The following is a 22,664-nucleotide window of genomic DNA, read 5'->3' on the forward strand; positions in this document are numbered from 1 at the left end:
GCACCGCCCGGCACTACACGCCGGCGGCGCGCTTCCAGAACATCGATACCAGCGGCGGCAGCTTGCCCGCGCAGCCCAGCACGCGGCCACGGGCCAGGGTCAGGTGCATCTCGTCGTTGGAGAAGACCGTGTTGATCGCATCGAAGCTGTACGCGGCCACGGTGTTTTCGCTGCGGCGCTCGCGGGCCCAGCGCTGCAGCCGATGCGGCGACATCCAGTCCTGCCGGCGCTGCTGCGCGGCCAGCACCATCGTCCGTAGCGCCGCGACATCGCGCAGGCCGAGGTTGACCCCCTGCCCGGCCAACGGGTGCACCACGTGGGCGGCATCGCCCAGCGCCAGCACACGGCCGGCCACGTAGCCGCTGGCCAGCTGCCGACGCAGGGGAAAGGCCGCGCGCCTGGATGCCAGGGTCATCGCGCCCAGGCGACCGGCAAAGGCGAGGGTCAGCTCGCGACCGAAGGCAGCCTCGTCCAATGCCAGCACGCGCTCGGCTTCGGCATCGGGCAGGGTCCACACGATCGAGCTGCGGCGCGGCCCGATCGGCAGCACCGCCAGCGGCCCGGTCACCAGGAACCGCTGCCATGCCGTGGCTTCGTTGTCTTTCTCGCTGTCCACGTAGGCGACCACGCCACGCTGGCCGTAGTCCTGGCGCGTGACGGCCAGGCCAGCCAACTGGCGCAGGGTGGACTCGGCGCCATCGGCAGCGATCGCCAGCCCAGCCTCCAGCCGCCGGCCATCGTCCAGGCGCAGGCGCACGCCATCGGCGTCCTGCTCCAGCGCCTCGACCCGCGCCGGACAGCACAGGTGCACGCCGGCCGCCGGCAACGCGGCCCACAGCCGGTCCACCAGCAGGTCGTTCTCCACGATCCAGCCCAGCTGCTCGCGGCCCAGGGTATCGGCGTCGAAGCGCAGCTCCTCGCCGCCTGCCGCATCCCACACGCGCATGCGCCGGTAGGCGCAGGCCCGCGCGGCGGTGACCGCCGGCCACACCCCGAGCGCGGCCAGCAACTGCGCGTTGTCCGGGGCGAATGCGTAGACGCGCAGGTCGGCTTGTTGGGGTTGCCACGGCGTCGGTTCGCGCCCCTCGACGAGGGTGACATCCAGCCCCGCATCGGCCAGTGCCAGCGCGCAGGCCGCACCGACCACGCCGCCACCGACCACGATCACATCGCGCGCGCGCCGGCTCATGCGCCGGCTCCACGGCACAGCGCGGGCACCTGCCCACGGAAGCCCATCGCGCCGCCGACCAGCATCGATTGCATCGGCGTGGCCTGCGCGGCCAGCAGGCCGAGGCTGCGCAGCGGCCGCATCAGCGGCGCCGGGTTGCTGGTCAGCCGGGCCAGGCCGCCGGAGAAGGCAATGGTCTGCTCGCGGTCTTCGCTACGGCGCTCCACGTGGGCCTGCAGCAGCGCGTCGCTGCCCGGGTCCTGCGCGGCGGCCACCAGCTCGGCCAGGGTCAGCGCATCGCGCAGGCCCAGGTTGAAGCCCTGTGCACCCAGGGGGTGGATGGTCTGCGCGGCATTGCCGAGCAGCACCGCGCGCTCGCCGACCAGCGCCTGGGCGAGCACCTGCACCAGCGGATAGGCACTGCGCGGTCCGCTGTCCAGCAAACGCCCGGCACGCCAGCCGATCGCGTCCTGCAGGCGCTGCAGCCATGCCGCCTCGTCCAGCGCCTGCACCGCATCGGCCTCGTCGCGGGCCACGCCATGGACCACGCCATAGTGGCGGTCGCCACGCGGCAGCAGCGCCGTCGGGCCGGTATCGGTGAAACGCTCGTAGGCGGTGCCATCCGGCGCGCGCGCACTGCGCACGCGGGCCACGAACAGGGTCTGCAGGAAGTCGTGCTCGTCCACCGCGATGCCCAGCGCATCGCGCACGCCGCTGCGGGTGCCGTCGGCGCCCACCACCAGGCGCGCCAGCAGGCAACGCTCGCCGTGTTCATCGGCGATGACCACCTGGCGGAAGCCGTCGATCGTATCGCCCAGGCGCACGAACCGCGCCGGACGGTAGCGGGTCAGCCCGGCCAGCGCCTGCAGGCGGGTTTCCAGCGCGTTGCCGAAGTCGCGCGCCACCACCACCTGGCCGAACCACGGCCGCTGGTACTGCGCGGCGTCCATCTGCACGCGGCCGAAATCGCCGGCGCGGCTGACATGGATGCGGTGGATCGCACCGGGGGCCGTGGCCAGCAGCTGCATCACGCCCAAGGCGGTCAGTGCGTTGACCGTGGCCGCGGCGAAGCTGAGGTTGCGCTGGTCGAACACCGCCGGCAGCGTGCCCGCCGGGGTGGCTTCCACCAACCCGACGTCGCGCCCGGCGCGGTCCAGCGCGATGGCCAGGCTGGCCCCGACCAACCCGCCGCCCACGATCACTACATCATGTCGTTCACTCATGCCGCCCATGATAAGCGGTTGGCCGTGGCGGGCGGGTGCGGCGGCCTGCCGCAGCAGGCGCTAGAATGAACGCTGAACCCCTTCCCGTGGCAACCATGACCACCACCGCCCACCGCGCCTTCGTCCTGTCCGTGCTCGTGCTGCTGATGGCTGCGACCCGCGTCAACCATTTCATGGCGATCCCGGATGCGTCCTGGGCCGTGTTCTTCATCGGCGGCTTCTACCTGCGCAGCTGGACCCGCTGGGCGTTTCCGCTGCTGATGGTGCTGGCGATCGTGGTCGACGTGCTGGTGATCCGCAGCAGCGGGCAGCAGTACCTGCAGCATTACTGTGTCTCGGCCGGCACCTGGATGCTGCTGCCGGCGTATTTCTCGCTGTGGGCCGGCGGCATGCTGCTGGGCCAGGGCTATCACGGCGCGAGCTGGGGCACCCTGGGCAAGGGCGTGCTGCTGCTGGTCGCGGCGGTGGCGGTGTGCCACCTGTTCGCGCAGGGCGGCTTCTACTGGAGCAGCGACAGCGTCGCCGAGCCGAGCGTCGCCGGCTGGCTGAAGAACTACAGCGACTGGTTCGTGCCCTATCTGCGTACCGCGGCGATGTATGTCGGCCTGGCCGCGGCGATGCAACTGGCCACCGAGCAGGTGGGCAAGTTGCTGCAGGCCCGCCACGACGCACTGCACTGAGTCCGCACGGCCATGGGCAACCGGCTTTCGCGCATCTATACCCGCACCGGCGATGACGGCAGCACCGGCCTGGGCGATGGCAGCCGGGTGCCCAAGGATGCGGCCCGGGTCAACGCGTACGGCACCGTGGACGAGGCCAACTCGGCGCTTGGCGTGCTGCTGGCGGTCACCCTGCCCGAGGACGTGCGCGCCCTGCTCACCACCGTGCAGCACCAGCTGTTTGACCTCGGCGGCGAGCTCTGCATTCCCGGCCATGCCGCCATCCAGGCCGCCGACGTGACGGCTCTGGAACGCCAGCTGGACCAGTACAACGCCGATCTGCCCGTGCTCAAGGAGTTCATCCTGCCCGCCGGCGGCGAGGCGGCCGCCCGCTGCCACCTGGCCCGCACCATCGTCCGCCGCGCCGAGCGCGAGACGGTGACGCTGGCGCGGCTGGAGCCGGTCCGCGCCGAGGCGATCGGTTACCTCAACCGGCTCTCGGACCTGCTGTTCGTCCTGGCCCGCGTCCTGGCCCGGGCCGATGGCCACGGCGAGGTGCTGTGGCGGCACGAACGCCGCCACGCCTGAGCGGTCCTGCCACCCCACCGGAACCCCTGCCCGCATGCTGGTTTTCACCCACCCTGCCTGTCTGCAACACGATCCCGGCCGTGGCCACCCTGAATCCCCGCAGCGCCTGCAGGTGGTGCTCGATGCGCTGCAGGCCGCCTTCCCCGACCTGCTGGACTGGCGCCAGGCGCCGGCGGCCAAGCTCGGCGAGCTGGCCCGGGTCCACGACAGCGAACTGATCGACCTGGTGCTCAAGCCGCAGACCGATGCGCTGCGCCTGATCGACATGGACACCCTGACCTCGCCCGGCTCGGCCAGTGCCGCCCTGCATGCCGCCGGCGCCGGCGTGGCCGCCGTGGATGCGGTGATGCTGGGTGACGACCCGGTGGCGTTCTGCGCGGTGCGACCGCCCGGCCACCACGCCACGGCCAGCACCGCGATGGGCTTCTGCCTGTTCAACAACATCGCCGTGGCCGCCGCCTATGCGCGCGACCGCTATGGCCTGGAGCGCATTGCCATCGTCGATTTCGACGTGCACCACGGCAACGGCACCCAGGACATCTTCATGGCCGACCCCGGCGTGGCGTACTACAGCACCCACCAGGCCGGGCTGTTCCCCAACTCGGGCCTGCGCCGCGACCGCGGCGCGGGCAACCTGATGAACATCCTGCTGCCGCCCGGCAGCGGCGGCTTCCGCTTCCGCAACACCTGGGCCGACGAGATGCTGCCGGCCATCGACGACTTCCGCCCGCAGCTGCTGCTGATCTCGGCCGGGTTCGACGCACATCTGCGCGATCCGCAGGCCGACCTGATGCTGGAGACCGAGGATTTCGCCTGGATCACCGCCGAGCTGCGGGGCCTCGCGCGCCGGCATGGCGGCGGCCGGGTGGTGTCGATGCTGGAGGGCGGTTACGACCTGCAGGCGCTGGCCGAATGCGCGGTGGCCCACGTCGGCCAACTGCGCTGAGCCACGGCGCGGTGGGTGGCCGCGCATGAACCTGAACCTCTTCCCGGGCAAGGCCTTCATTGCCCCTATGCAAGGGATGGGGCAAGCTACGATCCGTTTTCGCCCGAATCCGACTACCGCGTGCGCCGAGCCCTCCGCCTGCTGCCTCTCCCCCTGAGCATCGCCATCTGCCTGCCGGCCCTGGCCGACGACAAACCGGTGAACTGGGGCCTGTGCCCAGCCACCGACGTCCTGCCAGTCTTTGACGATGCGCCCAAAGCCGACAAGGCTGCTGCCGCCACCCGCGACCAGCAGGACACCGACATCGAGGGGGACCAGCTGTTCGGCACCACCACGGTGCCGCAGTACCAGGGCAATGTCGCGATCAAACGCGGCGACCAGTTCCTGGGCACCGACCACCTGAGCTTCGACACCGAGAGCGGCAACTACATCGCCGAGGGCAATGTCCGCTACCAGGACTCCTCGATCCGGATGGTGGCCAAGCGCGCCGAAGGCAACCAGGACGCGGACACCCACAAGATCAGCGACATCCAGTACCAGCTGGTGTCCCGCCGCGGCAACGGCGTGGCCGAATCGGTCGACCTGCAGGGCGCGGTGGGGCAGATGCACCGCTCCACCTACACCACCTGCGACCCGTCGCAGCCGGTCTGGAAGCTGACCGCGCCGCAGATCGAAGTGGACAACGACGAAGGCTTCGGTACCGCGCGCAACGCGGTGCTGCGGATCGGCAACGTGCCGGTGCTGTGGGCGCCGTACTTCAAGTTCCCGATCGACGACCGTCGCCAGACCGGCCTGCTCTACCCGCAGATCGGCCTGTCCGGCCGCAACGGCTTCGACTATGCCCAGCCGATCTACTTCAACCTGGCACCGAACTACGACGACACCCTGACCCCGCGCTACATGAGCAAGCGCGGCCTGATGTTGACCAACGAGTTCCGCTATCTGTACGACGGTGGCCGCGGCGAGCTGGAAACCAGCTACCTGCCCAACGACAAGCTGCGCGATCGCGATCGTGGCCAGTTCGAGTTCGGCGGCTACCACAACCTCAATTCGCACTGGCAGGCCCGCGCCAACCTGGCCTGGGTCAGTGACGAGCGCTACACCGAAGACTTCGCCAACCGCCTGCTCGGGGTGACCGCGTCCAACCTGCAGAGCCAGGTGGGCATCTACGGCACCGGGGAAAACTGGACCGGCGGCCTGATGGCCGACTACTGGCAGCTGACCGACTACACCCTGACCGAAGCCGCGCTGCCCTACGCGCGCCAGCCGCGCGCCTTCTTCACCTGGGACAAGCCGGTCCTGCCGTGGCTGGAGACCGGCGTGTACGCCGAGGCCGTGCGCTTCACCCACAAGGACATCAACGGCAAGATCGTCGATGCCGACGGCGAGTACGTGCGCGACGGGACCCGCACCGAGATGTTCGGTGGCTCGCGACTGGACATCAAGCCGTATGTGTCCATGCCCTTCAGTGGCGCGGCCTGGTATGTGACCCCGACCTTGGCCTACCGCTACACCGGCTATGAACTGGACCGTGGGCTGGCTGACCAGATCCGCCTGCAGAACATGACTGCCGAGGAAATCGCCAACGCCACCCCGGAGCAGCTGCGCGGCAACACCTCGCCCAGCCGCAGCATGCCGATCGCCAGCCTGGACGCGGGCATGTTCTTCGACCGCGAAACCACCATCGGCGGCAAGTCGTTCCTGCATACGCTGGAGCCGCGCCTGTTCTACCTGCGCACGCCCTACCGCGACCAGAGCGACCTGCCGATCTTCGATACCCGCGACTTCACCTTCAGCTGGGGCCAGCTGTTCCGCGATTCGCGCTATACCGGCGCGGACCGCCAGAACGATGCCAACCAGCTGACCATGGCGCTGAGCACCCGCTTCATCGACCAGACCACCGGCAAGGAGCGTTTCTCGGGCAGCATCGGCCAGATCCTGTACTTCGACGACTCGCGGGTGACCATCAACAACGCGCAGTCGCCGGTGGAACAGGGCAAGTCGGCCTGGATCGCTGATGCCAATTACGCCATCAACGACCGCTGGAACCTGGGCGCCACCTACCAGTGGGACCCCAAGTACAAGCGCGAGGACCTGGCCAGCGTGCGCGCGCGCTACCTGATGTCCAACGACGGCATCGTCAACATCACCTACCGCCACCGCCTCAACCCCGATGGCACCGACCTGCTCAAGCAGGCCGACCTGTCCTTCCTGTACCCGCTGAGCCCGCGCTGGAGCCTGGTGGGGCGCTACTACTACTCCATCGAAGACAAGAAGCCGCTGGAAATCATCGGTGGCGTGCAGTGGGACAGCTGCTGCCTGGCCGTCCGCGCGATTGCCCGCCGCTACGTGCGCAACCGCGAGGGAGACCTGAACAATTCCTTCCAGATCGAGTTCGTGCTCAAGGGCCTGAGCTCCATCGGCCAGAACACGGACCGCACCTTGCGCCGTGCTATTCTCGGCTACTACCGAGACGACCTCTATCTCGTGCCGCCCAGCAATACCGGGGCTGACCGCGACGACTACGATCCGAACCTGATCCCATGACCAAGACCCTTCCCGTTCTACTCGCTTCCCTGCTGGCGGTGTCCACCGTCTCCGCACCGCTGCAGGTGCTGGCGCAGCAGAGCCAGCCGCTGGATCGCATTGCCGCCATCGTCGATGAGGACGTCGTGCTGCAGAGCGAGCTGGACCGCGCGATCCAGAACATCAAGGCGCAGTACGCCGGCCGCGAGAACCAGCTGCCGCCGGATGAGGTACTCAGCCGCCAGGTGCTCGAGCGCCTGGTGCTGGTCAAGCTGCAGGTGGCCCGCGCCGAGAGCAGCGGGATCAAGGTCGGTGACCAGGAGCTCAACCAGGCCCTGAACACGATCGCCCAGCAGAACGGGTCCAACCTGGACGCCCTGCGCCAGCGGCTGGCGCGCGACGGCATCGATTTCAACGATTTCCGTGCCTCGGTGCGCGATGAAATCACCGTGCAGCGCCTGCGCCAGAGCTTCGCGCAGAGCCGCATCAGCGTCAGCGAGGGCGAAGTGGATGCCGCGCTGAAGCAGCAGGCCACCGTGGGCAACCAGTACCACCTGGCGCACATCCTGATCGCCCTGCCCGAAGGCGCCACCGCTGACCAGATCAGCACCGGCCAGAAGAAGGCCGATGGCGTCAAGGCACTGCTGGACAAGAACGAGCTGGACTTCAACGCTGCCGCGGTGCGCTACTCCGACAGCCCCAACGCGCTGGAAGGCGGCGACCTGGGCTGGCGTTCGCTGGATGAAATCCCCAACGCGTTCGCGCAGATGATGACCAAGATGAAGGCCGGCGACGTGGTCGGCCCGATCCGCGGCCCGAGTGGCTTCCAGCTGCTCAAGCTGGTGGAAGTGCGCGATGCCAGCGCCGCCGCCGGTGGCCAGAGCATCACCGAGTACCACGGCCGCCATATCCTGGTGCGCGTCACCGACCAGCAGGACAACGCCGCGGCCAAGGCCAAGATCGACACCCTGCGTGCCCGCATCGCCGGCGGCGCCGACTTCCAGGAAGTGGCCAAGGAATCCTCCGAGGACACCAACAGCAAGGGCCAGGGCGGCGATCTGGGCTGGTTCCCGGCCGACGCGTTCGGTCCGGACTTCGGCAAGCAGGTCAGCGGCGTGGCCGACGGCGGCGTCAGCCAGCCGTTCCGCACCGATGCCGGCTGGCACATCGTGCAGCGCGTTGCCACGCGCCAGACCGATGCCACCACCGACAACCAGCGCGCCCAGATCCGCGAGACCATCGGTCGTCGCAAGCTGGAAGAAGAGTACAACCGCTTCCTGCAGGAACTGCGCGGCGAAGCCTATGTGAATCTGCGCACCGGCGCCGACAACGCCGACGGCGCTACCTCCACCACCCCGCCGCCGCAGTCCTGAGGTCTGGCCGATGATCCCGCAGCTCGCTCTGGTACCGGGCGAGCCCGCCGGGATCGGCCCTGAACTCTGCGTCCGCCTGGCCCAGCAGCCGCGCACCGATTGCCGGCTGCTCGCTTTCGCCGACCCCGATACCCTGCACGCCGCCGCCGCGGCGCTGTCGCTGCCCCTGCAGCTCCTGCCTGAAGATGCCATCGCCCGCCAGCCGGGCGATCTGCGGTTGCGCGCGGTGCCCAATGCCCGCCCCTCCCGGTTCGGCGAAGCGGACCCGGCCAACGCCGGCGCCGTGATCGGCGCGCTGTTGCAGGCCGGCCAGGCCTGCCTGTCCGGCGAGCTGGACGGGGTGGTGACCGGGCCGGTGCACAAGGCCGTCATCAACCAGGGCGGGATCGCCTACAGCGGCACCACCGAACTGCTGGCCGACCAGGCCGGGGTGGCGGTGGTGATGATGCTGGCCAACGACATCGTGCGGGTGGCCCTGGCCACCACCCACCTGCCGTTGCGCGCCGTCGCCGACGCGATCACCGCCGAGGGCCTGGCGCACACCCTGGAGACCGTGCACAGCGCCATGCAGCGCCAGTTCGGCATCGCCGCCCCGCGCATCGCCGTGCTCGGGCTCAATCCCCATGCCGGCGAAGACGGCCACCTGGGCCGCGAAGAACTGGACCTGATCATTCCGCTGCTGGACCGCCTGCGCGGGCAAGGCATGGACCTGGTCGGGCCGCTGCCGGCCGATACCGCCTTCCTGCCGGCCAGGCTGGCCGGCGTTGACGCGGTGGTGGCCATGTACCACGACCAGGGCCTGCCGGTGCTCAAGTACAGCGGGTTCGAGCAGGCGGTCAACATCACCCTGGGCCTGCCCTACCCGCGCGTGGCGGTCGACCATGGTACCGCGCTGGACCTGGCCGGCCGCGGCGTCGCCGACCCGTCCAGCCTCTTCGCTGCCACCGGCCTGTGTGCCCGGCTGGCGCGGCAACGTACACTGGTGCCATGACTTCACCGTATTCTTCTTCTGCCGCCGGGTTCACCGGACCGGCCAAAAAGCAGCTCGGCCAGCACTTCCTGGCCGACCGCACCTATATCGACAGGATCGTGCTGGCGGTCAACCCGAAGGACGACGACCGCCTGGTCGAGATCGGCCCGGGCCAGGGTGCCATCACCCTGCCGCTGCTGCGCCGCCATCCGCGCCTGACCGTGATCGAGTTCGACCGCGACCTGGTCGGCCCGCTGGCCGCCGCCGCCGAGCCGCTGGGCGAGATGACCATCATCCACCGCGACGTGCTGCAGGTGGACTTCACCGAACTTGCCGCCGGCGGCCGGATCCGGCTGGTCGGCAACCTGCCCTACAACATCTCCTCGCCGATCCTGTTCCACGCGCTGGACCACGCCTCGGTGATCACCGACATGCACTTCATGCTGCAGAAGGAAGTCGTCGACCGCATGGCCGCCGATCCGGGCAGCAAGGTCTATGGCCGGCTGAGCGTGATGCTGCAGGCGTTCTGCAAGGTCACCGCGCTGTTCGTGGTGCCGCCGGGCGCCTTCCGGCCGCCGCCGAAGGTCGATTCGGCCGTGGTGCGGTTGATCCCGCGCGACCCGGCCACGGTCGGCATCGTGGACCGCAGGCGTTTCGCCGACGTGGTCCGGGCCGCCTTCGGCCAGCGCCGCAAGACCCTGCGCAATGCCTTGAACGGGGTGTGCACGCCCGAGCAGTTCGAGGCCGCCGGCGTGCGCAGCGATGCGCGTGCCGAGCAGTTGGAGGTGGCGCAGTTCATCGCACTGGCCAACGTGCCCCGCCTCGACGGCGACGCGCCGGCGCAGGGATGAACGCCGCGCCACGTGGCCTTGACCGGCCGCTGGCACGCAGAACTGCCTGAATTCCCAGCCGTGGGCGCGTCATCGATGGGCGCGCTCACCTCAAACTGCACGACATTCTCTAAACTGCCTGCATGAACGACGCTGCACACTACGCGATCTCGGTCGAGGTCGCTCCGCGTTTCCTCGACGACCAGTCCACGCCGGAGGACGGGCGCTATGCGTTCGCCTACACGATCCGCATCCACAATGGCGGCCGTGTCGCTGCACGCCTGGTGGCGCGCCACTGGCGCATCACCGATGCCAATGGACGCACGGAACATGTGGACGGTGACGGGGTGATCGGCGAGCAGCCGCGACTGCGCCCGGGTGAAGACTTCCGTTACACCTCCGGTGTCATGCTGGAAACCGAACACGGCACGATGCAGGGGCACTACGACATGGTGGCCGACGATGGCACCGAGTTCGCCGCACCGATCGCGCCGTTCGTGTTGACCGTTCCACGCACACTGCACTGATGGAGGCGCGCGCATGAGTGTCTGGGCCATCGGCGACCTGCAGGGCTGCTACGACGTCACCCAGCGGTTGCTGGAAAAAATCCGCTTCGACCCGGCGGCGGACACGCTGTGGTTCTGCGGCGACCTGGTCAACCGCGGTGGCCAGTCCCTGGAAACCCTGCGCCTGGTCCATTCGTTGCGCGAGAGCAGCGTGGTGGTGCTGGGCAACCATGACCTGAGCCTGCTGGCCGTCGGTGCGCGCACCGAGGAAGAGCAGCGCAAGGTCAACCCGGACCTGCTGCGCATCGTGCAGGCCGAGGACCGCGACGAGCTGCTGGAGTGGCTGCGCCTGCAGAAGCTGCTGCATATCGACCGCGACCTGGGCTGGATGATGATCCACGCCGGCCTGGCGCCCAAGTGGACCACCCAGCTCGCCGAGAAGCATGCCCGCGAGGTGGAGGTGCAGTTGCACGGCAGCGGCTATCGCAAGCTGTTCCGCAACATGTACGGCGACAAGCCGAGCTGGTCGCCGGGGCTGTCCGGCTACGACCGCTCGCGCGCGATCATCAACCTGTTCACGCGCATGCGTTACTGCACCCCGCGTGGCCGGATCGGCATCGAGGACAAGGGCACACCGGGCACCCAGGAACAGGGGCTGTACCCGTGGTTCGAAGTGCCCGGCCGCGCCGAGCGCGACCTGAAGATCGTGTGCGGCCACTGGTCCGCGTTGGGGCTGACCATCACCCAGGGCGTGCACGCCATCGACACCGGCGCGGTCTGGGGCGGCAAGCTGACCGCGCTGCAGCTGGATACCGAGGAACTGCGCGTGGTGCAGGTGCCCGGCCGTGACGTGCCCCGGCCGGTCACGCCGCCGCGCCCGCCGGCGCGACGCCCCGCCACCGAGGGCGAGGGCAGCGCCCGGCCGCCGCGCCAGGGCCAAGGCCAGCGCCGCGACCGTGGACCGCGCAACCCGCAGCCGCGCCGTGCCCCCGAGCCGGCCGGCGACAACGGCGGAAGCACCCCCACGCCCGCATGACGGCGACGGCGCGCTGGCTGCTGGTGGCGCTTGTGGCCAGCATGGGCATCGCCTGCCAACGCGCGCCGGACCCGGCGGTGGCCACCGGCCCCGCTGCGGCACGGCCAGTGGCGCGCGCCGCCGCCCTTCCCTCGCCCCCGCTGGTGGCCGCCGCGCGCAGCCAGGTCGGGCAGACCCTGCGCTACGACCCGGCGTATACCGTGCTGGCCTACCCCGGGGGTGATGTCGCGCTCGACCGCGGCGTGTGCACCGACGTGATCGTGCGCGCCCTGCGCAGCCAGGGCCTGGACCTGCAACAGCGCATCCACGAAGACATGCGTGGGCATTTCAATGCTTACCCGGCGCTATGGGGCCTGTCGCGGCCGGACCGCAACATCGACCATCGTCGCGTCCCCAACCTGATGCGCTGGTTCGAGCGGCAGGGCTGGCAGCAACCGGCCTCCGCGCACCCGGCCGACTTCGCCGCCGGCGATATCGTGGCCTGGAAACTCACCGGCAGCGGCCTGCTGCACGTGGGCATCGTCTCCGACCGCCGGCGCGGCGACGGCACCCCGCTGATCCTGCACAACATCGCCCGCGGCACGCAGGAAGAAGACCTGCTGTTCGCCCACCCCATCATCGGCCACTACCGGCCGCCCGCCTGAGCGCCGGCAACCGCATGCCCGAACTGGCTTCCCTTGGCGACGTCAACGCGGCGCTGGCACGCGCCCACGCCGGCGTGGATGCGCTGCTGGCGCCCGCCGGCTTCGAGCGCACCCGCAAGACGCTCTGGGTGCAGCGCCGTGCCGATACCGCCGCGTTCGTCTTCGTACAGCGCGACGGCGCGGGCCGCGCACGCATCCGCAACACGGTCGAGATCCAGCTCCAGGCCGGCATCCGGGTGCTGGACAGCGACTTCCCCGCGCTGGCCCTGAACGGTCCGGACACCCGCGATGCGCTGCTGGTGCTGCGTGATGCACGCTTCCACCTGCGCTTCAACGTGGCCTCCGGAGACGGCGAGGCGCGATGCCATGCCGACCTGGCGCGCTACGTGACGACCATCCTGTTGCCGTGGTTCGAGCGCTTTGCCGAACCGTCGGCCCTGCTGCAGGCGCCCGCGCGTGACCCGACCGCCGGGCTGCAGCAACACGCCGCGCTGAGCGCGCAGGACCAGGCCTGCCTGCGCCAGGCGCTGCAACAGGGCGCCGATCCGACCCGGGTGGCCGCCTCGCTTGCCCTGCTGGCGATCAAACCGCGGGGTTGAGCACGCACCGCCATCGCACTCAGCGCCGGCGGTAATCCACGAAGTCGAAGGCCAGCGCATGCCGCGCATCGGCGGGGTGGTGTTCGCGTGCGACCTCGATCCACTGCTCCATTGCCACCGGCGGGAAGTGGGTGTCGGCCTGCACGGTGGTATCCACCCAGGTCAGGTGCAGGTCGGTGGCCTGCGCCATCGCCAGCCGGTAGATCTCGCCCCCGCCGATCACGCACAACTCGTCCGCGCCGGCCTCGCGGGCATACTGCAGCGCCTGTTCGATCGACGCCACCGCCTGCATGCCCGCGAACGGCACCTGCCCGCTGCGGGTCAGCACCAGGTTGGGCCGTCCGGGCAGCGCGCGGCCGAGCGACTCGGCCGTCCTGCGTCCCATCAGGATCGGCTTGCCCAGGGTCAGCGCCTTGAAGCGCTTGAGGTCGTCCGGCAGCTGCCACGGCAGCTGGTTGTCATGGCCGATGCCATGGTCGTGGTCGAGCGCGGCGATCAGCGACAGCTTCATCGCGCTCACACCGCCACCGGCGCCTTGATCGCCGGATGCGGATCGTAGCCGTCGATGCGGATGTCATCGAACTGGAACCCGAACAGATCGGTCACGTCCGGGTTCAACCACAGGGTGGGCAGCGCGCGCGGTTCACGGGCCAGCTGCTCGCGGGCCTGCTCGACATGATTCGAGTACAGGTGCGCATCGCCGAGGGTATGCACGAAATCGCCCACGCCCAGCCCGGTGGCCTGCGCCACCATGTGGGTGAGCAGCGCGTAGCTGGCGATGTTGAACGGCACGCCGAGGAAGATGTCGCCGCTGCGCTGGTAGAGCTGGCAGCTGAGCTTGCCGTCGACCACGTAGAACTGGAACAGGTTGTGGCACGGCATCAACGCCATCTGCGACAGCTCGCCCACGTTCCAGGCACTGACCACCAGCCGCCGCGAGTCCGGGTTGCGCTTGATCTCCTCCACCAGCCACTGCATCTGGTCGATGCTGCCGCCGTCGGCAGTGGCCCAGCTGCGCCACTGCTTGCCGTAGATCGGGCCGAGGTCGCCGTTGGCATCGGCCCACTCGTCCCAGATCCGCACCTGGTGGTCCTTGAGGTAGCCGATGTTGGTATCGCCCTTCAGGAACCACAGCAGCTCATGGATGATCGAGCGCAGGTGCAGCTTCTTGGTGGTGACCAGCGGGAAGCCGTCACCGAGGTTGAAGCGCATCTGCCAGCCGAACACGCTGCGGGTGCCGGTACCGGTACGGTCGGATTTATCCGTGCCGTGGTCCAGCACGTGCTGCAGCAGGTCCAGGTAGGGTTTCATGCGCGGGCTCCGGCGGGCTGCGCCGGCAGCACCGGCTGCAGCACCGGGGCACGGCGCGACAACGCCAGCAGCACCAGGCCGAAGGCGATCAGCGGCAGGCTCAGCAGCTGGCCCTTGGTCAGCCAGCCGAAGGCGACGTAGAGGCCGTTGTCGGGCATGCGCACGAACTCCACCGCGAAGCGGAACGCGCCGTACATCAACGCGAACAGGCCGGCGATGACATAGCGGTGGCGCGGCTTGGCCGACACCGTCCACAGCACCACGAACATGACCAGGCCTTCCAGCAGCGCTTCATACAGCTGCGAGGGATGGCGGGCGTATTCGTTGAGCGCGCCGGTGGCGAACTGCGCCCGCAGCATGGTCATGTCCAGCTGGGTGAGCGGCTCCGGCAGGCCGCTGGGAAACACCACGCCCCAGGTGCCGTCGGTGTACTTGCCCCACAGTTCGGCGCCGATGAAGTTGCCGATGCGGCCGAACCCCAGCCCCAGCGGCACCAGCGGGGCCATGAAATCGATGGTGTCGAACAGGTGCAGGCGGTGCTTGCGCGACCAGTACCACGAGGCGAACAGCACGCCGAGCAGGCCGCCGTGGAAGCTCATGCCGCCATCCCAGACCTTGAACAGGATCAGCGGGTTGTGCAGGAAGTCCGACAGCGCATAGAACAGCATGTAGCCCACGCGACCGCCCACGACCACGCCGAGCATGGCGTAGAACAGCAGGTCGGAGAAACCGTTGGCATCCACCCCCGGCAGGCGCCCGGCGGCGATCCGCTTGCGCCCCAGCCACCAGGCGGCGGTGAAGCCGAGCAGATACATGATGCCGTACCAATGCACCTTGATCGGCCCGAGCGAAAGGGCGATAGGGTCGATGTCGTGGAGATAGATCATGGGCGATGCCTTGCAGGTCAGCGGGTATTCTAAGCCCGGCCTCAACCCAGCAGTTGGGGCGTATCGGGCAGGTCATCGGCCTTGGACCCCGGGACGGGCGGATAGTGCCCGGCCAGCAGGTCGGAGACTTCCTCGATGGCCAGCAGCACCGCGTCCTGCAACGCACCGTCGTGCAGCCGCTGCTGCATGTGGGCGCAGATGTCCGCCCACTGCGCCTCCCCCACCTTGCCGCGCAGGCCGCGGTCGGCGATCAGCTCGATGGCGTGGTCGGCCAGCAGCAGGTAGACCAGCACCCCGTTGTTGCGCTCGGTGTCCCAGGTGCGCAGCTGGGCGAAGGCATGTTCGGCGCGCTGGCGGGGGCTGACCCGCTGCCACAGCGCGGCCAGCGGCAGGTCCGCTTCCACCGCGAACATCACCTGGCCGCCGTGGCGACGCTCGCCGGCAGTGATGGCCTCGGTGATGGCCTGGAGCCGTGCCGGCGGGAAGGTGCGGCGGACCGACGGTGAGAAGAGATGGCGCCACCAACGCATCACCAGCCTCCCGAGGCGCCACCGCCTCCCGAACGTCCACCCCCACCGCCCCAGCCACCTCCGCCGCCGAAACCTCCGCCTCCGCCGCCACCCCAACCGCCACCGCCCCACCCACCGCCGCCCCAACCGCCACTTCGGGCGAACGCGCCGCCGCGGCCGGCTGACGTCAGCCCTACCAGCAGGCCCACCACGGCAGCCGCGCCACTGGCGACCACCAGCGAGGTGAACAGGAATGCAGCCAGGCCCGCACCGGCACCGCTCAACAGTGCCCGCAGCGGGCGCGGCAGCCAGCCCAGCACGCCGCGCAGGAACATGCCGGCGAACAGCCCGATGCCCAGCGCCATCGTCCAGTTGCCGCCCGCCGGGGCGGCGTCGCGATGCGTGCTGACCGGCGCAGGCAGCGCCTCGCCATCGATCAGCTTGACCAGCGCGGCGCTGGCATCGGCCAGGCCACCGGCGTAATCGTTGGCGCGGAAGCGCGGCGCCAGGTATTCCTGGATGACCCGGTTGGCGATCGCATCGGGGATGGCGCCTTCCAGGCCGTAGCCCGGCTCGATGCGAACCCGCCGGTCGTCCTTGGCGACCACCAGCAGGACACCGTCATCGACACCCTTGCGTCCGATCTGCCACTGCTCGAACACCCGCTGGGTGTACTGCTCGATCGTCTCCGGCGCGGTGCTGGGCACCATCAGAATCTGCAGCTGGCTGCCCTTGCGCTGCTGCAACGCCAGCGCCTGGGCCTCCAATGCCTGGCGCTGCGCCGCGTCCAGGGTGCCGGTGGTATCGACCACCGGCGAGGTCAGCGCGGGGATCGCCGCGTCGGTCTGCGCCCAGGCCGGCATCGCCAGGCACAGGCACAGCAGCAGCACGGAACGCAGCAGGTGCATGTTCACCGGGTCACTGCGCCGGGGCGGGCTGCGGCTGCGGCTGCGGCGCCGGTGCCTGCGACCCGAACTTCACCGCCGGCGGCTGCGAAATCTGCGCTTCGTTCTCGACGGTGAAGTTCGGCTTGACCGCATAGCCGAAGATCTTCGCGGTCACCAGCGTCGGGAAGGAACGGATGTAGGTGTTGTAGTCCTGCACCATCTGGATGTAGCGGCCACGCGCGACGGTGATGCGGTTCTCGGTGCCTTCCAGCTGTGCCTGCAGGTCGCGGAAGCCTTGGTCGGACTTCAGGTTCGGGTAGTTCTCGGTGACCACCAGCAACCGCGACAGCGCCCCGCTCAGTTCGCCCTGGGCCTGCTGGAACTGCTTGAGCGATTCGGCGTCATCGGCGTTGACGTTGATCTGGCCGACCCGCGAACGCGCGTTGGTCACGTCGGTGAGCACCTGGCGTTCCTGGTTGGCATAGCCTTCCACGGTCTGCACCAGGTTGGGGATGAGGTCGGCGCGGCGCTTGTACTGGTTGAGCACCTCGGCCCAACCGGCCTTGACCTGCTCATCCTTCTGCTGGATGGCGTTGTAGCCGCAACCGGACAGCAGGGAGGCCAGCACGGCCAGCAGCAACAAACGGGAGAACGATCGCATGGCCGGCTCCGGATCTCGATGGACGGGACCCGGAGCATGCCACGTTTGCGGTAAAGCCCGCGTAACCACCTGGGCCCCCTGGGCAAGGGGGCTGCCGCGACGCGGCGGGGGCCTGGGTGATGCTGAAAGGGGCCTGTGGTGTGCGCAGCAACGCGGGGCGACAGCGTGTCTGCGATGCCGCTTCCGCTTACCAGTTGCCGGCACCCGGCACGTGGTGTTCGACGGCGCGGCGGCGCATCAGCAGGTTCAGCCATTCCACCAGCACCGAGAAGCCCATCGCGGCGTAGATGTAGGGCTTGGGCACGTGCACGCCCAGGCCGTCCAGGATCAGCACCGCGCCGATCAGCAGGATGAAGGCCAGGGCCAGCATCTTCACGGTGGGGTTGGCATCGATGAAGCGGCCCAGCGGGTTGGCCGCCAGCAGCATGACCGCGACCGACAGCAGGATCGCGGCGACCATGACCGGCACGTGGTCGGCGATGCCGACGGCGGTGATCACCGAATCCAGCGAGAACACGATGTCGATCACCGCGATCTGCGCGATCACCATGCCGAACACCGCCGAGGCCTTGGTGGTGGTGGGGTCTTCGTCTTCGCCGCCGGTGATCAGCTCGCGGATTTCCATGCTGCCCTTGATGATCAGGAACAGGCCGCCAAGGATCAGCACCAGGTCGCGGATGGAGATGCCGATGCCGGCCACGGTGAACAGGTTGGCTTCCATGTGCGCCAGGTAGGCCAGCGACACCAGCAGGGCGATGCGGGTGATGCAGGCCACCGCGATGCCGAGCTTGCGCGCGAACGGACGGCGCGCTTCGGGCAGCTTGCTCACGGCGATGGAAATGAAGACCAGGTTGTCGATGCCGAGCACGATTTCCAGGGCGCTCAGCGTGAACAGGGTCAACCAGACATTCGGGTCGGACAGCAACTCAAGGGACATGGACGGGGATCCTTACAAGGGGAAATGAGCCGGGGGCAGCTCAGAAAAGGCGTGGCAGCAGGACCAGGGCCCAGCACAGCAGGACATTCATCATCAGCACGAACACCGCCGCCGAGCCCATGTCCTTGGCGCGACCAGCCATCTCGTGGAACTCGCTGCCATAGCGTTCGATCACCGCTTCGATGGCCGAGTTGGCCAGTTCCATGGCCAGCACCAGCAGCATCGAGCCGATCATCAGCGCGCGCTCGACCGGGGTCTGGCCCAGCCACAGCGCCAGCGGGGCCAGCACCACCAGCAGGTAGACCTCCAGGCGGAACGAGGATTCATGCAGCCAGGCCGCCCGCAGGCCCTGCCAGGACCACACCGCGGCCTTGAAGATGCGCTTGGGGCCGCGCGGCATGTGCCCGATTTCATCAGCCACGGACGCACGCTCCGTGCTGCGGCGCGGGCCGGGACGAGGGGAACAGCGCGCGACGAGGGGTCATGGGCATGGCTGAATGGGCAGGCAATCCGTCATTTTGCCACAAGCCCGCCGGGGGATCGTCGAAGGCGCCGGGCGGGCGGGCGTGGTAATGGGCCCGGTGGGCAGCGCCGGGCGCCCGCCACGGCGGGTAAAGCAGGCGGCGGTGGCAGCTTCTATGATGGGGCGTCACCCCATCCGGGCGCCGCACATGGCGCCAAGCCGAGGAGCCTGCCGATGCGTTACCGCTGCACCCGCCCCCTGTTGCTGGCCCTGGCGCTGGGCGCCACCCTGCCGGCCGCCGCCCTGTCCCCGCCCCCCGCACCGCACGTGCCGGCCCAGGTATCCAACGTGGCCTGGGCGCAGGACATGGCGGCCTTCGCCAAGGCCGACGCGGACAGCCCGCCACCGCGCGGCGGCATCGAGTTCATCGGCAGTTCGTCGATCCGGATGTGGGACACGCTGGCCACCGACTTCCCCGGCCAGCCGGTGTTCAACCGCGGCTTCGGCGGTTCGGAGGTGCGTGACAGCACCTGGTATGCGGGCCAGATCGTGGTGCCGTACGCGCCGTGCAAGGTGTTTTTCTACGCAGGCGACAACGATCTCAACAGCGGCCGCAGCGCGGTGCAGGTGCGCGACGATGTGCTGGCGTTCGTGCAGCGGGTGCACCGCGACCTGCCGAAGACGACGGTGGAGTACATCTCGATCAAGCCCAGTCCGTCGCGCGCGAACCTGCTGCCGGCGATCAACGAGGCCAACGCGATGATCAAGGCCGCGCTGGCCACGCTGCCGAACACGGGCTACACGGATATCTACACGCCGATGCTGGGCGGCGATGCGCAGCCGCGCGCGGCGCTGTTCCGCGAGGACATGCTGCACATGACGCCAGAGGGGTATGCGATCTGGCGGAAGGCGTTGGCGCCGAAGGTGACGTGCGATTGAGGCAACGGCGGACGCTGGTTTGCCGAGGGGTGGCCGGGGTGGGTGAGGCCGCGGCCCCCGGCCAGAACCCTCCGCCGTGGCCCTGACGCTCTCCCTACCGGTACAACACAGCCGCCTGCGTGCCCTGCCCCAGCGCGCTGTCCAGACTTACCTTCCAGCCGAACCGGTCGCACAACCGCCGCACGATCGACAGCCCCAGCCCCGTGCCCTGCGGCCGCGTCGGCTCGGCCCGGTAGAACGGCTCGAACGCCCGGCTCAACGCCTCGGCCGACATGCCGATCCCCGTATCGCGCACCACCACGCGGTCCTCCAGCACATCCACGTCGATGCGCCCCTCGTCGGTGTAGCTGCAGGCATTGCGCAGCAGATTGCTCACCACCACCTGCAGCACCCGCGGCGGCGCATGCAACTGCACCGGGCCCACGCTGTGCAGGAAAATCTCCACCGGCCGCCCCGCCATCAGCTCGCGTGCGTTGTCCACCTCGTAGCGCACGATCTCGTTGACGTCGAACAGCTCGACCTGCGGCTCCACGTCCGCCTCGCGCGCCAGGATCAGGAACGCATCGATCACCGCTTCCATGTCCCGGCCCGCGCGCTGGATGCGGTTGAGGCTGCGCTGCAACCGCGGCGACAACTCGTGATCGCCCAGCGCCATGTCGCTGGCCACCCGGATCACCGTCAGCGGCGTGCGCAGTTCGTGGCTCGCATCGCGGGTGAAGTTGCGCTCGCGCGCCACGTGCGCGGTCACCCGGGTGGCCAGCGAATGCAGCGCCGCCGCCAACTGCCGGGTCTCGCCCTGCATGTCCGCCGGCAGCTTGTCCGGGGCCAGGTCGGACGCCTCCGGATGCCCCGGGTTCCAGCGCGACACCCGCCGCGCCAGCCAGTTCACCGGCGACACCAACCGCTTCGACGCCCGGTAAGTGATCCACGTGACCCCGTACACCGCCAGCAAGGTCAGCAGCACCGGCACGATGCCGAACCAGAACGCCAGCATCTCTGCGCGCGAGCGCAGGAACACCAGGTACAAGCGGCCCTCCGGGCGTGCATCCACCAGCACCAGCTGATCGTCGGCCTTCAGTTCATGGAAGCCCGGCGGCAGCGCGCGCAGGTTGGCCGGCAGGTTCAACGGCGAGCGCCCGGTCTCCAGCAGGTAGCCGCGGATGTTCTGCGTGTTCGGCGGCGGCTGCATCGGCGAGGCATCGTAAAGCTGCCAGTAGTACGCCGCCTCTTCCTTCAGCGCGCTGCTGACCAGGCTGTGCTTGATCACCAGCGACACCAGCCAGGCGCCCAGCAGGATGCCCAGGCTGGCCAGCACGGCTTGGAGGATGAAGACGATGCGTATCTTGCGCGGCAGACCGTGCGGCATTACGGGATCCAGAGCGGTTCGCGGCGATTATAGGAAAGCGCGCCGTGATTCCATCGTGCAAAAAACGACAACGACCCGGCAGGGGCCGGGCCGTCGTCTCGATCGGGGCCCCGCAGGACCCCTCCGCTCATGCGCCCGCCACGAGGATCCGCGTCAGCTCATCGGCTGGGCGATATCGGCAATGCGGTAGCCGGCGCTCTGCACGGTGTGCAGCAGCGGACGGTCGAACGGCTTGTCGATGATCTTGCGCAGGTTGTACAGATGGCTGCGCAGGGTGTCCGAATCCGGCAACCCGTTGCCCCAGATCTCGCGCTCGATTTCCTGGCGGGTCACCACGCGCGGCGATTCGCGCATCAGGATCGTCAACAGGCGCAGGCCGATCGGCGACAGCTGCAGCTCGGTGCCGGCGCGGGTGGCCCGCATGCTCACCGGGTCGAGCACCAGGTCGGCGACCTTGAGCACTTCCGACCCGACCTGGCGACGCTCGCGGCGGATCAGGGCACGCAGGCGTGCCTCCAGCTCCTGGATCGCGAACGGCTTGGTCAGGTAATCGTCGGCGCCGAAGCCCAGGCCGGTCAGCTTGTCGTCCAGCGTGTCGCGCGCGGTCAGCATCAGCACCGGGGTCGACTTGCGGGCGTCATTGCGCAGCCGGCGGCAGACTTCGATGCCGTCCAGTCGCGGCAGCATCAGGTCCAGCACCACCACGTCATAACTGTTCTCCGCCGCCAGCCGATAGCCGTCCAGCCCGTCCTGGGCGTAATCGACCTCGAACCCGCGGCCTTCCAGATACTCGCCGATCATCTCGGAGATATTGCGGTTGTCCTCGACCACCAGCACGAGGCCGGAGGTCTCCTTTGTCTGACGCATGGGATTCCCTCTTTCTTCAGCTTTGTGAAACATGCCGTATCGGCGGTGGAGGCGGTGTGAAGTAGCTCACATGGAATCGAATCGCGGATCAGAGCAGGGGCTTGAGGTGCGGCCAGACGTTGTCCAGCACCTTCGGCTGGGCCGCCGCGGTGGGGTGCAGGCCGTCGGACTGCATCAGCGCCGGCTGCAATGCCACCCCGTCCAGCAGGAACGGCAGCAGCGCCACCTTGTGTTGGCTGGCCAGCCCGGCATACACCTCCTTCAGGCGCTGGCGATAGGCCGGGCCGTAGTTCGGCGGCACGTCGATGCCCAGCAGCAGGACCTTGGCCCCGGCCTTCTGGCTGGCCACGATCATCTTTTCCAGGTTGCCGCGCAACTGCGCCGGGTTGAGCCCGCGCAGCGCATCGTTGCCCCCCAGTTCGATCACCACCACCGAGGGCTGGTGCCTGGCCAGCAGCGCCGGCAGGCGGGTCAGCGCCCCGGCGCTGGTCTCGCCGCTGATGCTGGCGTTGACGATGGTCGGCACCGGCTTGACCTGTTGCTTAACCCGCTGCTGAAGCAGGTTCACCCAGCCCGATTCGGCCGGGATATTGTGGGCGGCACTGAGGCTGTCCCCCACCACCAGCACCGCCGCGCGCGTGTCGGCACCTTTGGCACAGGCCAGCACCGGCGCCAGCAGCAACCATGCCAGCAGCCACACCATCGCGGCCGCGCGTCCCTTCCCTATCGTTGCGTACATTGGAGAATCCTCATCGACAGCCTGTCCCCC

The 22,664-nt window shown here is 69.0% G+C and carries 25 protein-coding genes; 12 read left to right on the plus strand and 13 right to left on the minus strand.

Annotated features, from left to right (window positions below):
• Positions 1-13: 13 nt before the first annotated feature.
• Both AC06FD_RS15195 and ubiH read right to left on the minus strand, forming a co-directional pair.
• Positions 14-1,189, minus strand: coding sequence for a UbiH/UbiF family hydroxylase (locus tag AC06FD_RS15195; RefSeq protein ID WP_259209092.1), 1,176 nt, complete (start codon positions 1,187-1,189; stop codon positions 14-16).
• Entirely contained in the window at positions 1,186-2,391 is a 1,206-nt protein-coding gene (gene ubiH, locus AC06FD_RS15200) for a 2-octaprenyl-6-methoxyphenyl hydroxylase (RefSeq protein WP_478078259.1), read from the minus strand. The genes AC06FD_RS15195 and ubiH overlap by 4 nt, the downstream gene beginning before the upstream one ends.
• Positions 2,392-2,486: 95 nt before the next feature.
• Between ubiH and AC06FD_RS15205 the strand changes: the two genes are divergently transcribed.
• The 11 genes from AC06FD_RS15205 (at position 2,487) to AC06FD_RS15255 (ending at position 13,068) form a co-directional block, all read left to right on the plus strand.
• On the plus strand, positions 2,487-3,071 hold the full coding sequence (locus tag AC06FD_RS15205) for a hypothetical protein (protein WP_478078333.1): 585 nt from the start codon (positions 2,487-2,489) through the stop codon (positions 3,069-3,071).
• Positions 3,072-3,083: 12 nt separating this feature from the next.
• Positions 3,084-3,638 carry a cob(I)yrinic acid a,c-diamide adenosyltransferase gene (locus AC06FD_RS15210; RefSeq protein WP_259209097.1) on the plus strand — a complete coding sequence of 185 codons (555 nt, stop codon included), beginning with the start codon at positions 3,084-3,086 and terminating at the stop codon, positions 3,636-3,638.
• A gap of 34 nt (positions 3,639-3,672) precedes the next feature.
• Complete coding sequence (locus tag AC06FD_RS15215; RefSeq protein ID WP_394164610.1) at positions 3,673-4,584, plus strand: histone deacetylase family protein; 912 nt, start codon at positions 3,673-3,675, stop codon at positions 4,582-4,584.
• A 120-nt stretch (positions 4,585-4,704) separates the two neighbouring features.
• Positions 4,705-7,131 (plus strand): LPS-assembly protein LptD, encoded by a 2,427-nt coding sequence (lptD, locus tag AC06FD_RS15220; RefSeq protein WP_259209101.1) that lies wholly within the window; start codon positions 4,705-4,707, stop codon positions 7,129-7,131.
• A complete protein-coding gene (locus AC06FD_RS15225; RefSeq protein ID WP_259209104.1) occupies positions 7,128-8,483 on the plus strand; it encodes a peptidylprolyl isomerase in 1,356 nt (451 codons plus the stop codon). The genes lptD and AC06FD_RS15225 overlap by 4 nt, the downstream gene beginning before the upstream one ends.
• Positions 8,484-8,493: 10 nt before the next feature.
• Positions 8,494-9,474: a 4-hydroxythreonine-4-phosphate dehydrogenase PdxA gene (gene pdxA / locus AC06FD_RS15230; protein ID WP_478078260.1), complete on the plus strand. Its 981-nt coding sequence runs from the start codon at positions 8,494-8,496 to the stop codon at positions 9,472-9,474.
• A complete protein-coding gene (gene rsmA / locus AC06FD_RS15235; protein ID WP_259209108.1) occupies positions 9,471-10,304 on the plus strand; it encodes a 16S rRNA (adenine(1518)-N(6)/adenine(1519)-N(6))-dimethyltransferase RsmA in 834 nt (277 codons plus the stop codon). The genes pdxA and rsmA overlap by 4 nt, the downstream gene beginning before the upstream one ends.
• Positions 10,305-10,426: 122 nt before the next feature.
• The gene (gene apaG, locus AC06FD_RS15240) at positions 10,427-10,810 is read left to right on the plus strand and encodes a Co2+/Mg2+ efflux protein ApaG (protein WP_259209111.1); all 384 of its coding nucleotides are present in this window, start codon (positions 10,427-10,429) and stop codon (positions 10,808-10,810) included.
• A gap of 13 nt (positions 10,811-10,823) precedes the next feature.
• Complete coding sequence (locus AC06FD_RS15245; RefSeq protein WP_259209114.1) at positions 10,824-11,825, plus strand: symmetrical bis(5'-nucleosyl)-tetraphosphatase; 1,002 nt, start codon at positions 10,824-10,826, stop codon at positions 11,823-11,825.
• The gene (locus AC06FD_RS15250) at positions 11,822-12,469 is read left to right on the plus strand and encodes a DUF1287 domain-containing protein (protein WP_478078262.1); all 648 of its coding nucleotides are present in this window, start codon (positions 11,822-11,824) and stop codon (positions 12,467-12,469) included. The genes AC06FD_RS15245 and AC06FD_RS15250 overlap by 4 nt, the downstream gene beginning before the upstream one ends.
• A gap of 14 nt (positions 12,470-12,483) precedes the next feature.
• Positions 12,484-13,068: a hypothetical protein gene (locus AC06FD_RS15255; protein ID WP_478078263.1), complete on the plus strand. Its 585-nt coding sequence runs from the start codon at positions 12,484-12,486 to the stop codon at positions 13,066-13,068.
• 19 nt (positions 13,069-13,087) lie between these two features.
• Here the strand turns inward: AC06FD_RS15255 and AC06FD_RS15260 are convergent, their stop codons facing one another.
• From AC06FD_RS15260 to AC06FD_RS15295, 8 genes are all read right to left on the minus strand, one after another.
• Positions 13,088-13,579: a dihydrofolate reductase gene (locus AC06FD_RS15260; RefSeq protein WP_259209309.1), complete on the minus strand. Its 492-nt coding sequence runs from the start codon at positions 13,577-13,579 to the stop codon at positions 13,088-13,090.
• Between the two features lie 5 nt (positions 13,580-13,584).
• Positions 13,585-14,379, minus strand: coding sequence for a thymidylate synthase (locus tag AC06FD_RS15265; protein WP_259209122.1), 795 nt, complete (start codon positions 14,377-14,379; stop codon positions 13,585-13,587).
• The gene (lgt, locus tag AC06FD_RS15270; protein WP_259209123.1) at positions 14,376-15,266 is read right to left on the minus strand and encodes a prolipoprotein diacylglyceryl transferase; all 891 of its coding nucleotides are present in this window, start codon (positions 15,264-15,266) and stop codon (positions 14,376-14,378) included. Before lgt ends, AC06FD_RS15265 begins: the two co-directional genes overlap by 4 nt.
• A gap of 41 nt (positions 15,267-15,307) precedes the next feature.
• Positions 15,308-15,796 (minus strand): TPM domain-containing protein, encoded by a 489-nt coding sequence (locus AC06FD_RS15275; protein WP_478078264.1) that lies wholly within the window; start codon positions 15,794-15,796, stop codon positions 15,308-15,310.
• The gene (locus AC06FD_RS15280; protein WP_394164603.1) at positions 15,796-16,683 is read right to left on the minus strand and encodes a TPM domain-containing protein; all 888 of its coding nucleotides are present in this window, start codon (positions 16,681-16,683) and stop codon (positions 15,796-15,798) included. Before AC06FD_RS15280 ends, AC06FD_RS15275 begins: the two co-directional genes overlap by 1 nt.
• A 10-nt stretch (positions 16,684-16,693) precedes the next feature.
• A complete protein-coding gene (locus AC06FD_RS15285) occupies positions 16,694-17,323 on the minus strand; it encodes a LemA family protein (RefSeq protein ID WP_478047971.1) in 630 nt (209 codons plus the stop codon).
• A gap of 187 nt (positions 17,324-17,510) precedes the next feature.
• Positions 17,511-18,260, minus strand: coding sequence for a TerC family protein (locus AC06FD_RS15290; protein ID WP_259209130.1), 750 nt, complete (start codon positions 18,258-18,260; stop codon positions 17,511-17,513).
• A gap of 40 nt (positions 18,261-18,300) precedes the next feature.
• Entirely contained in the window at positions 18,301-18,681 is a 381-nt protein-coding gene (locus AC06FD_RS15295; protein WP_259209133.1) for a diacylglycerol kinase, read from the minus strand.
• Positions 18,682-18,957: 276 nt separating this feature from the next.
• On the opposite strand from AC06FD_RS15295, the gene AC06FD_RS15300 reads away from it, so the two are divergent.
• Complete coding sequence (locus AC06FD_RS15300; RefSeq protein WP_478078265.1) at positions 18,958-19,662, plus strand: SGNH/GDSL hydrolase family protein; 705 nt, start codon at positions 18,958-18,960, stop codon at positions 19,660-19,662.
• A 94-nt stretch (positions 19,663-19,756) separates the two neighbouring features.
• Here the strand turns inward: AC06FD_RS15300 and AC06FD_RS15305 are convergent, their stop codons facing one another.
• The 3 genes from AC06FD_RS15305 to AC06FD_RS15315 all read right to left on the minus strand — a co-directional run bounded on the left by AC06FD_RS15305 (position 19,757) and on the right by AC06FD_RS15315 (position 22,634).
• Positions 19,757-21,028 carry a sensor histidine kinase gene (locus tag AC06FD_RS15305; RefSeq protein ID WP_259209137.1) on the minus strand — a complete coding sequence of 424 codons (1,272 nt, stop codon included), beginning with the start codon at positions 21,026-21,028 and terminating at the stop codon, positions 19,757-19,759.
• A gap of 153 nt (positions 21,029-21,181) precedes the next feature.
• A complete protein-coding gene (locus tag AC06FD_RS15310; protein WP_019182442.1) occupies positions 21,182-21,895 on the minus strand; it encodes a response regulator transcription factor in 714 nt (237 codons plus the stop codon).
• Positions 21,896-21,983: 88 nt separating this feature from the next.
• Complete coding sequence (locus tag AC06FD_RS15315; RefSeq protein WP_478078266.1) at positions 21,984-22,634, minus strand: arylesterase; 651 nt, start codon at positions 22,632-22,634, stop codon at positions 21,984-21,986.
• Between the last annotated feature and the right edge of the window lie 30 nt (positions 22,635-22,664).

Source organism: Stenotrophomonas sp. Steno-Z1 (assembly GCF_056393175.1).

What these genes read in the sequence shown, in the direction of transcription:
- AC06FD_RS15195 (WP_259209092.1), bottom strand. Translation starts at nt 1,189, where the DNA reads ATGAGCCGGCGCGCGCGCGATGTGATCGTGGTCGGTGGCGGCGTGGTC.
- AC06FD_RS15290 (WP_259209130.1), bottom strand. Translation starts at nt 18,260, where the DNA reads ATGTCCCTTGAGTTGCTGTCCGACCCGAATGTCTGGTTGACCCTGTTC.
- AC06FD_RS15260 (WP_259209309.1), bottom strand. Translation starts at nt 13,579, where the DNA reads ATGAAGCTGTCGCTGATCGCCGCGCTCGACCACGACCATGGCATCGGC.
- AC06FD_RS15205 (WP_478078333.1), top strand. Translation starts at nt 2,487, where the DNA reads ATGACCACCACCGCCCACCGCGCCTTCGTCCTGTCCGTGCTCGTGCTG.
- AC06FD_RS15275 (WP_478078264.1), bottom strand. Translation starts at nt 15,796, where the DNA reads ATGCGTTGGTGGCGCCATCTCTTCTCACCGTCGGTCCGCCGCACCTTC.
- AC06FD_RS15255 (WP_478078263.1), top strand. Translation starts at nt 12,484, where the DNA reads ATGCCCGAACTGGCTTCCCTTGGCGACGTCAACGCGGCGCTGGCACGC.
- AC06FD_RS15265 (WP_259209122.1), bottom strand. Translation starts at nt 14,379, where the DNA reads ATGAAACCCTACCTGGACCTGCTGCAGCACGTGCTGGACCACGGCACG.
- ubiH (WP_478078259.1), bottom strand. Translation starts at nt 2,391, where the DNA reads ATGAGTGAACGACATGATGTAGTGATCGTGGGCGGCGGGTTGGTCGGG.
- rsmA (WP_259209108.1), top strand. Translation starts at nt 9,471, where the DNA reads ATGACTTCACCGTATTCTTCTTCTGCCGCCGGGTTCACCGGACCGGCC.
- AC06FD_RS15225 (WP_259209104.1), top strand. Translation starts at nt 7,128, where the DNA reads ATGACCAAGACCCTTCCCGTTCTACTCGCTTCCCTGCTGGCGGTGTCC.
- lgt (WP_259209123.1), bottom strand. Translation starts at nt 15,266, where the DNA reads ATGATCTATCTCCACGACATCGACCCTATCGCCCTTTCGCTCGGGCCG.
- AC06FD_RS15285 (WP_478047971.1), bottom strand. Translation starts at nt 17,323, where the DNA reads ATGCGATCGTTCTCCCGTTTGTTGCTGCTGGCCGTGCTGGCCTCCCTG.
- AC06FD_RS15245 (WP_259209114.1), top strand. Translation starts at nt 10,824, where the DNA reads ATGAGTGTCTGGGCCATCGGCGACCTGCAGGGCTGCTACGACGTCACC.
- AC06FD_RS15310 (WP_019182442.1), bottom strand. Translation starts at nt 21,895, where the DNA reads ATGCGTCAGACAAAGGAGACCTCCGGCCTCGTGCTGGTGGTCGAGGAC.
- AC06FD_RS15250 (WP_478078262.1), top strand. Translation starts at nt 11,822, where the DNA reads ATGACGGCGACGGCGCGCTGGCTGCTGGTGGCGCTTGTGGCCAGCATG.
- AC06FD_RS15315 (WP_478078266.1), bottom strand. Translation starts at nt 22,634, where the DNA reads ATGTACGCAACGATAGGGAAGGGACGCGCGGCCGCGATGGTGTGGCTG.
- AC06FD_RS15300 (WP_478078265.1), top strand. Translation starts at nt 18,958, where the DNA reads ATGCGTTACCGCTGCACCCGCCCCCTGTTGCTGGCCCTGGCGCTGGGC.
- AC06FD_RS15280 (WP_394164603.1), bottom strand. Translation starts at nt 16,683, where the DNA reads ATGCACCTGCTGCGTTCCGTGCTGCTGCTGTGCCTGTGCCTGGCGATG.
- pdxA (WP_478078260.1), top strand. Translation starts at nt 8,494, where the DNA reads ATGATCCCGCAGCTCGCTCTGGTACCGGGCGAGCCCGCCGGGATCGGC.
- apaG (WP_259209111.1), top strand. Translation starts at nt 10,427, where the DNA reads ATGAACGACGCTGCACACTACGCGATCTCGGTCGAGGTCGCTCCGCGT.
- AC06FD_RS15215 (WP_394164610.1), top strand. Translation starts at nt 3,673, where the DNA reads ATGCTGGTTTTCACCCACCCTGCCTGTCTGCAACACGATCCCGGCCGT.
- AC06FD_RS15305 (WP_259209137.1), bottom strand. Translation starts at nt 21,028, where the DNA reads ATGCCGCACGGTCTGCCGCGCAAGATACGCATCGTCTTCATCCTCCAA.
- AC06FD_RS15210 (WP_259209097.1), top strand. Translation starts at nt 3,084, where the DNA reads ATGGGCAACCGGCTTTCGCGCATCTATACCCGCACCGGCGATGACGGC.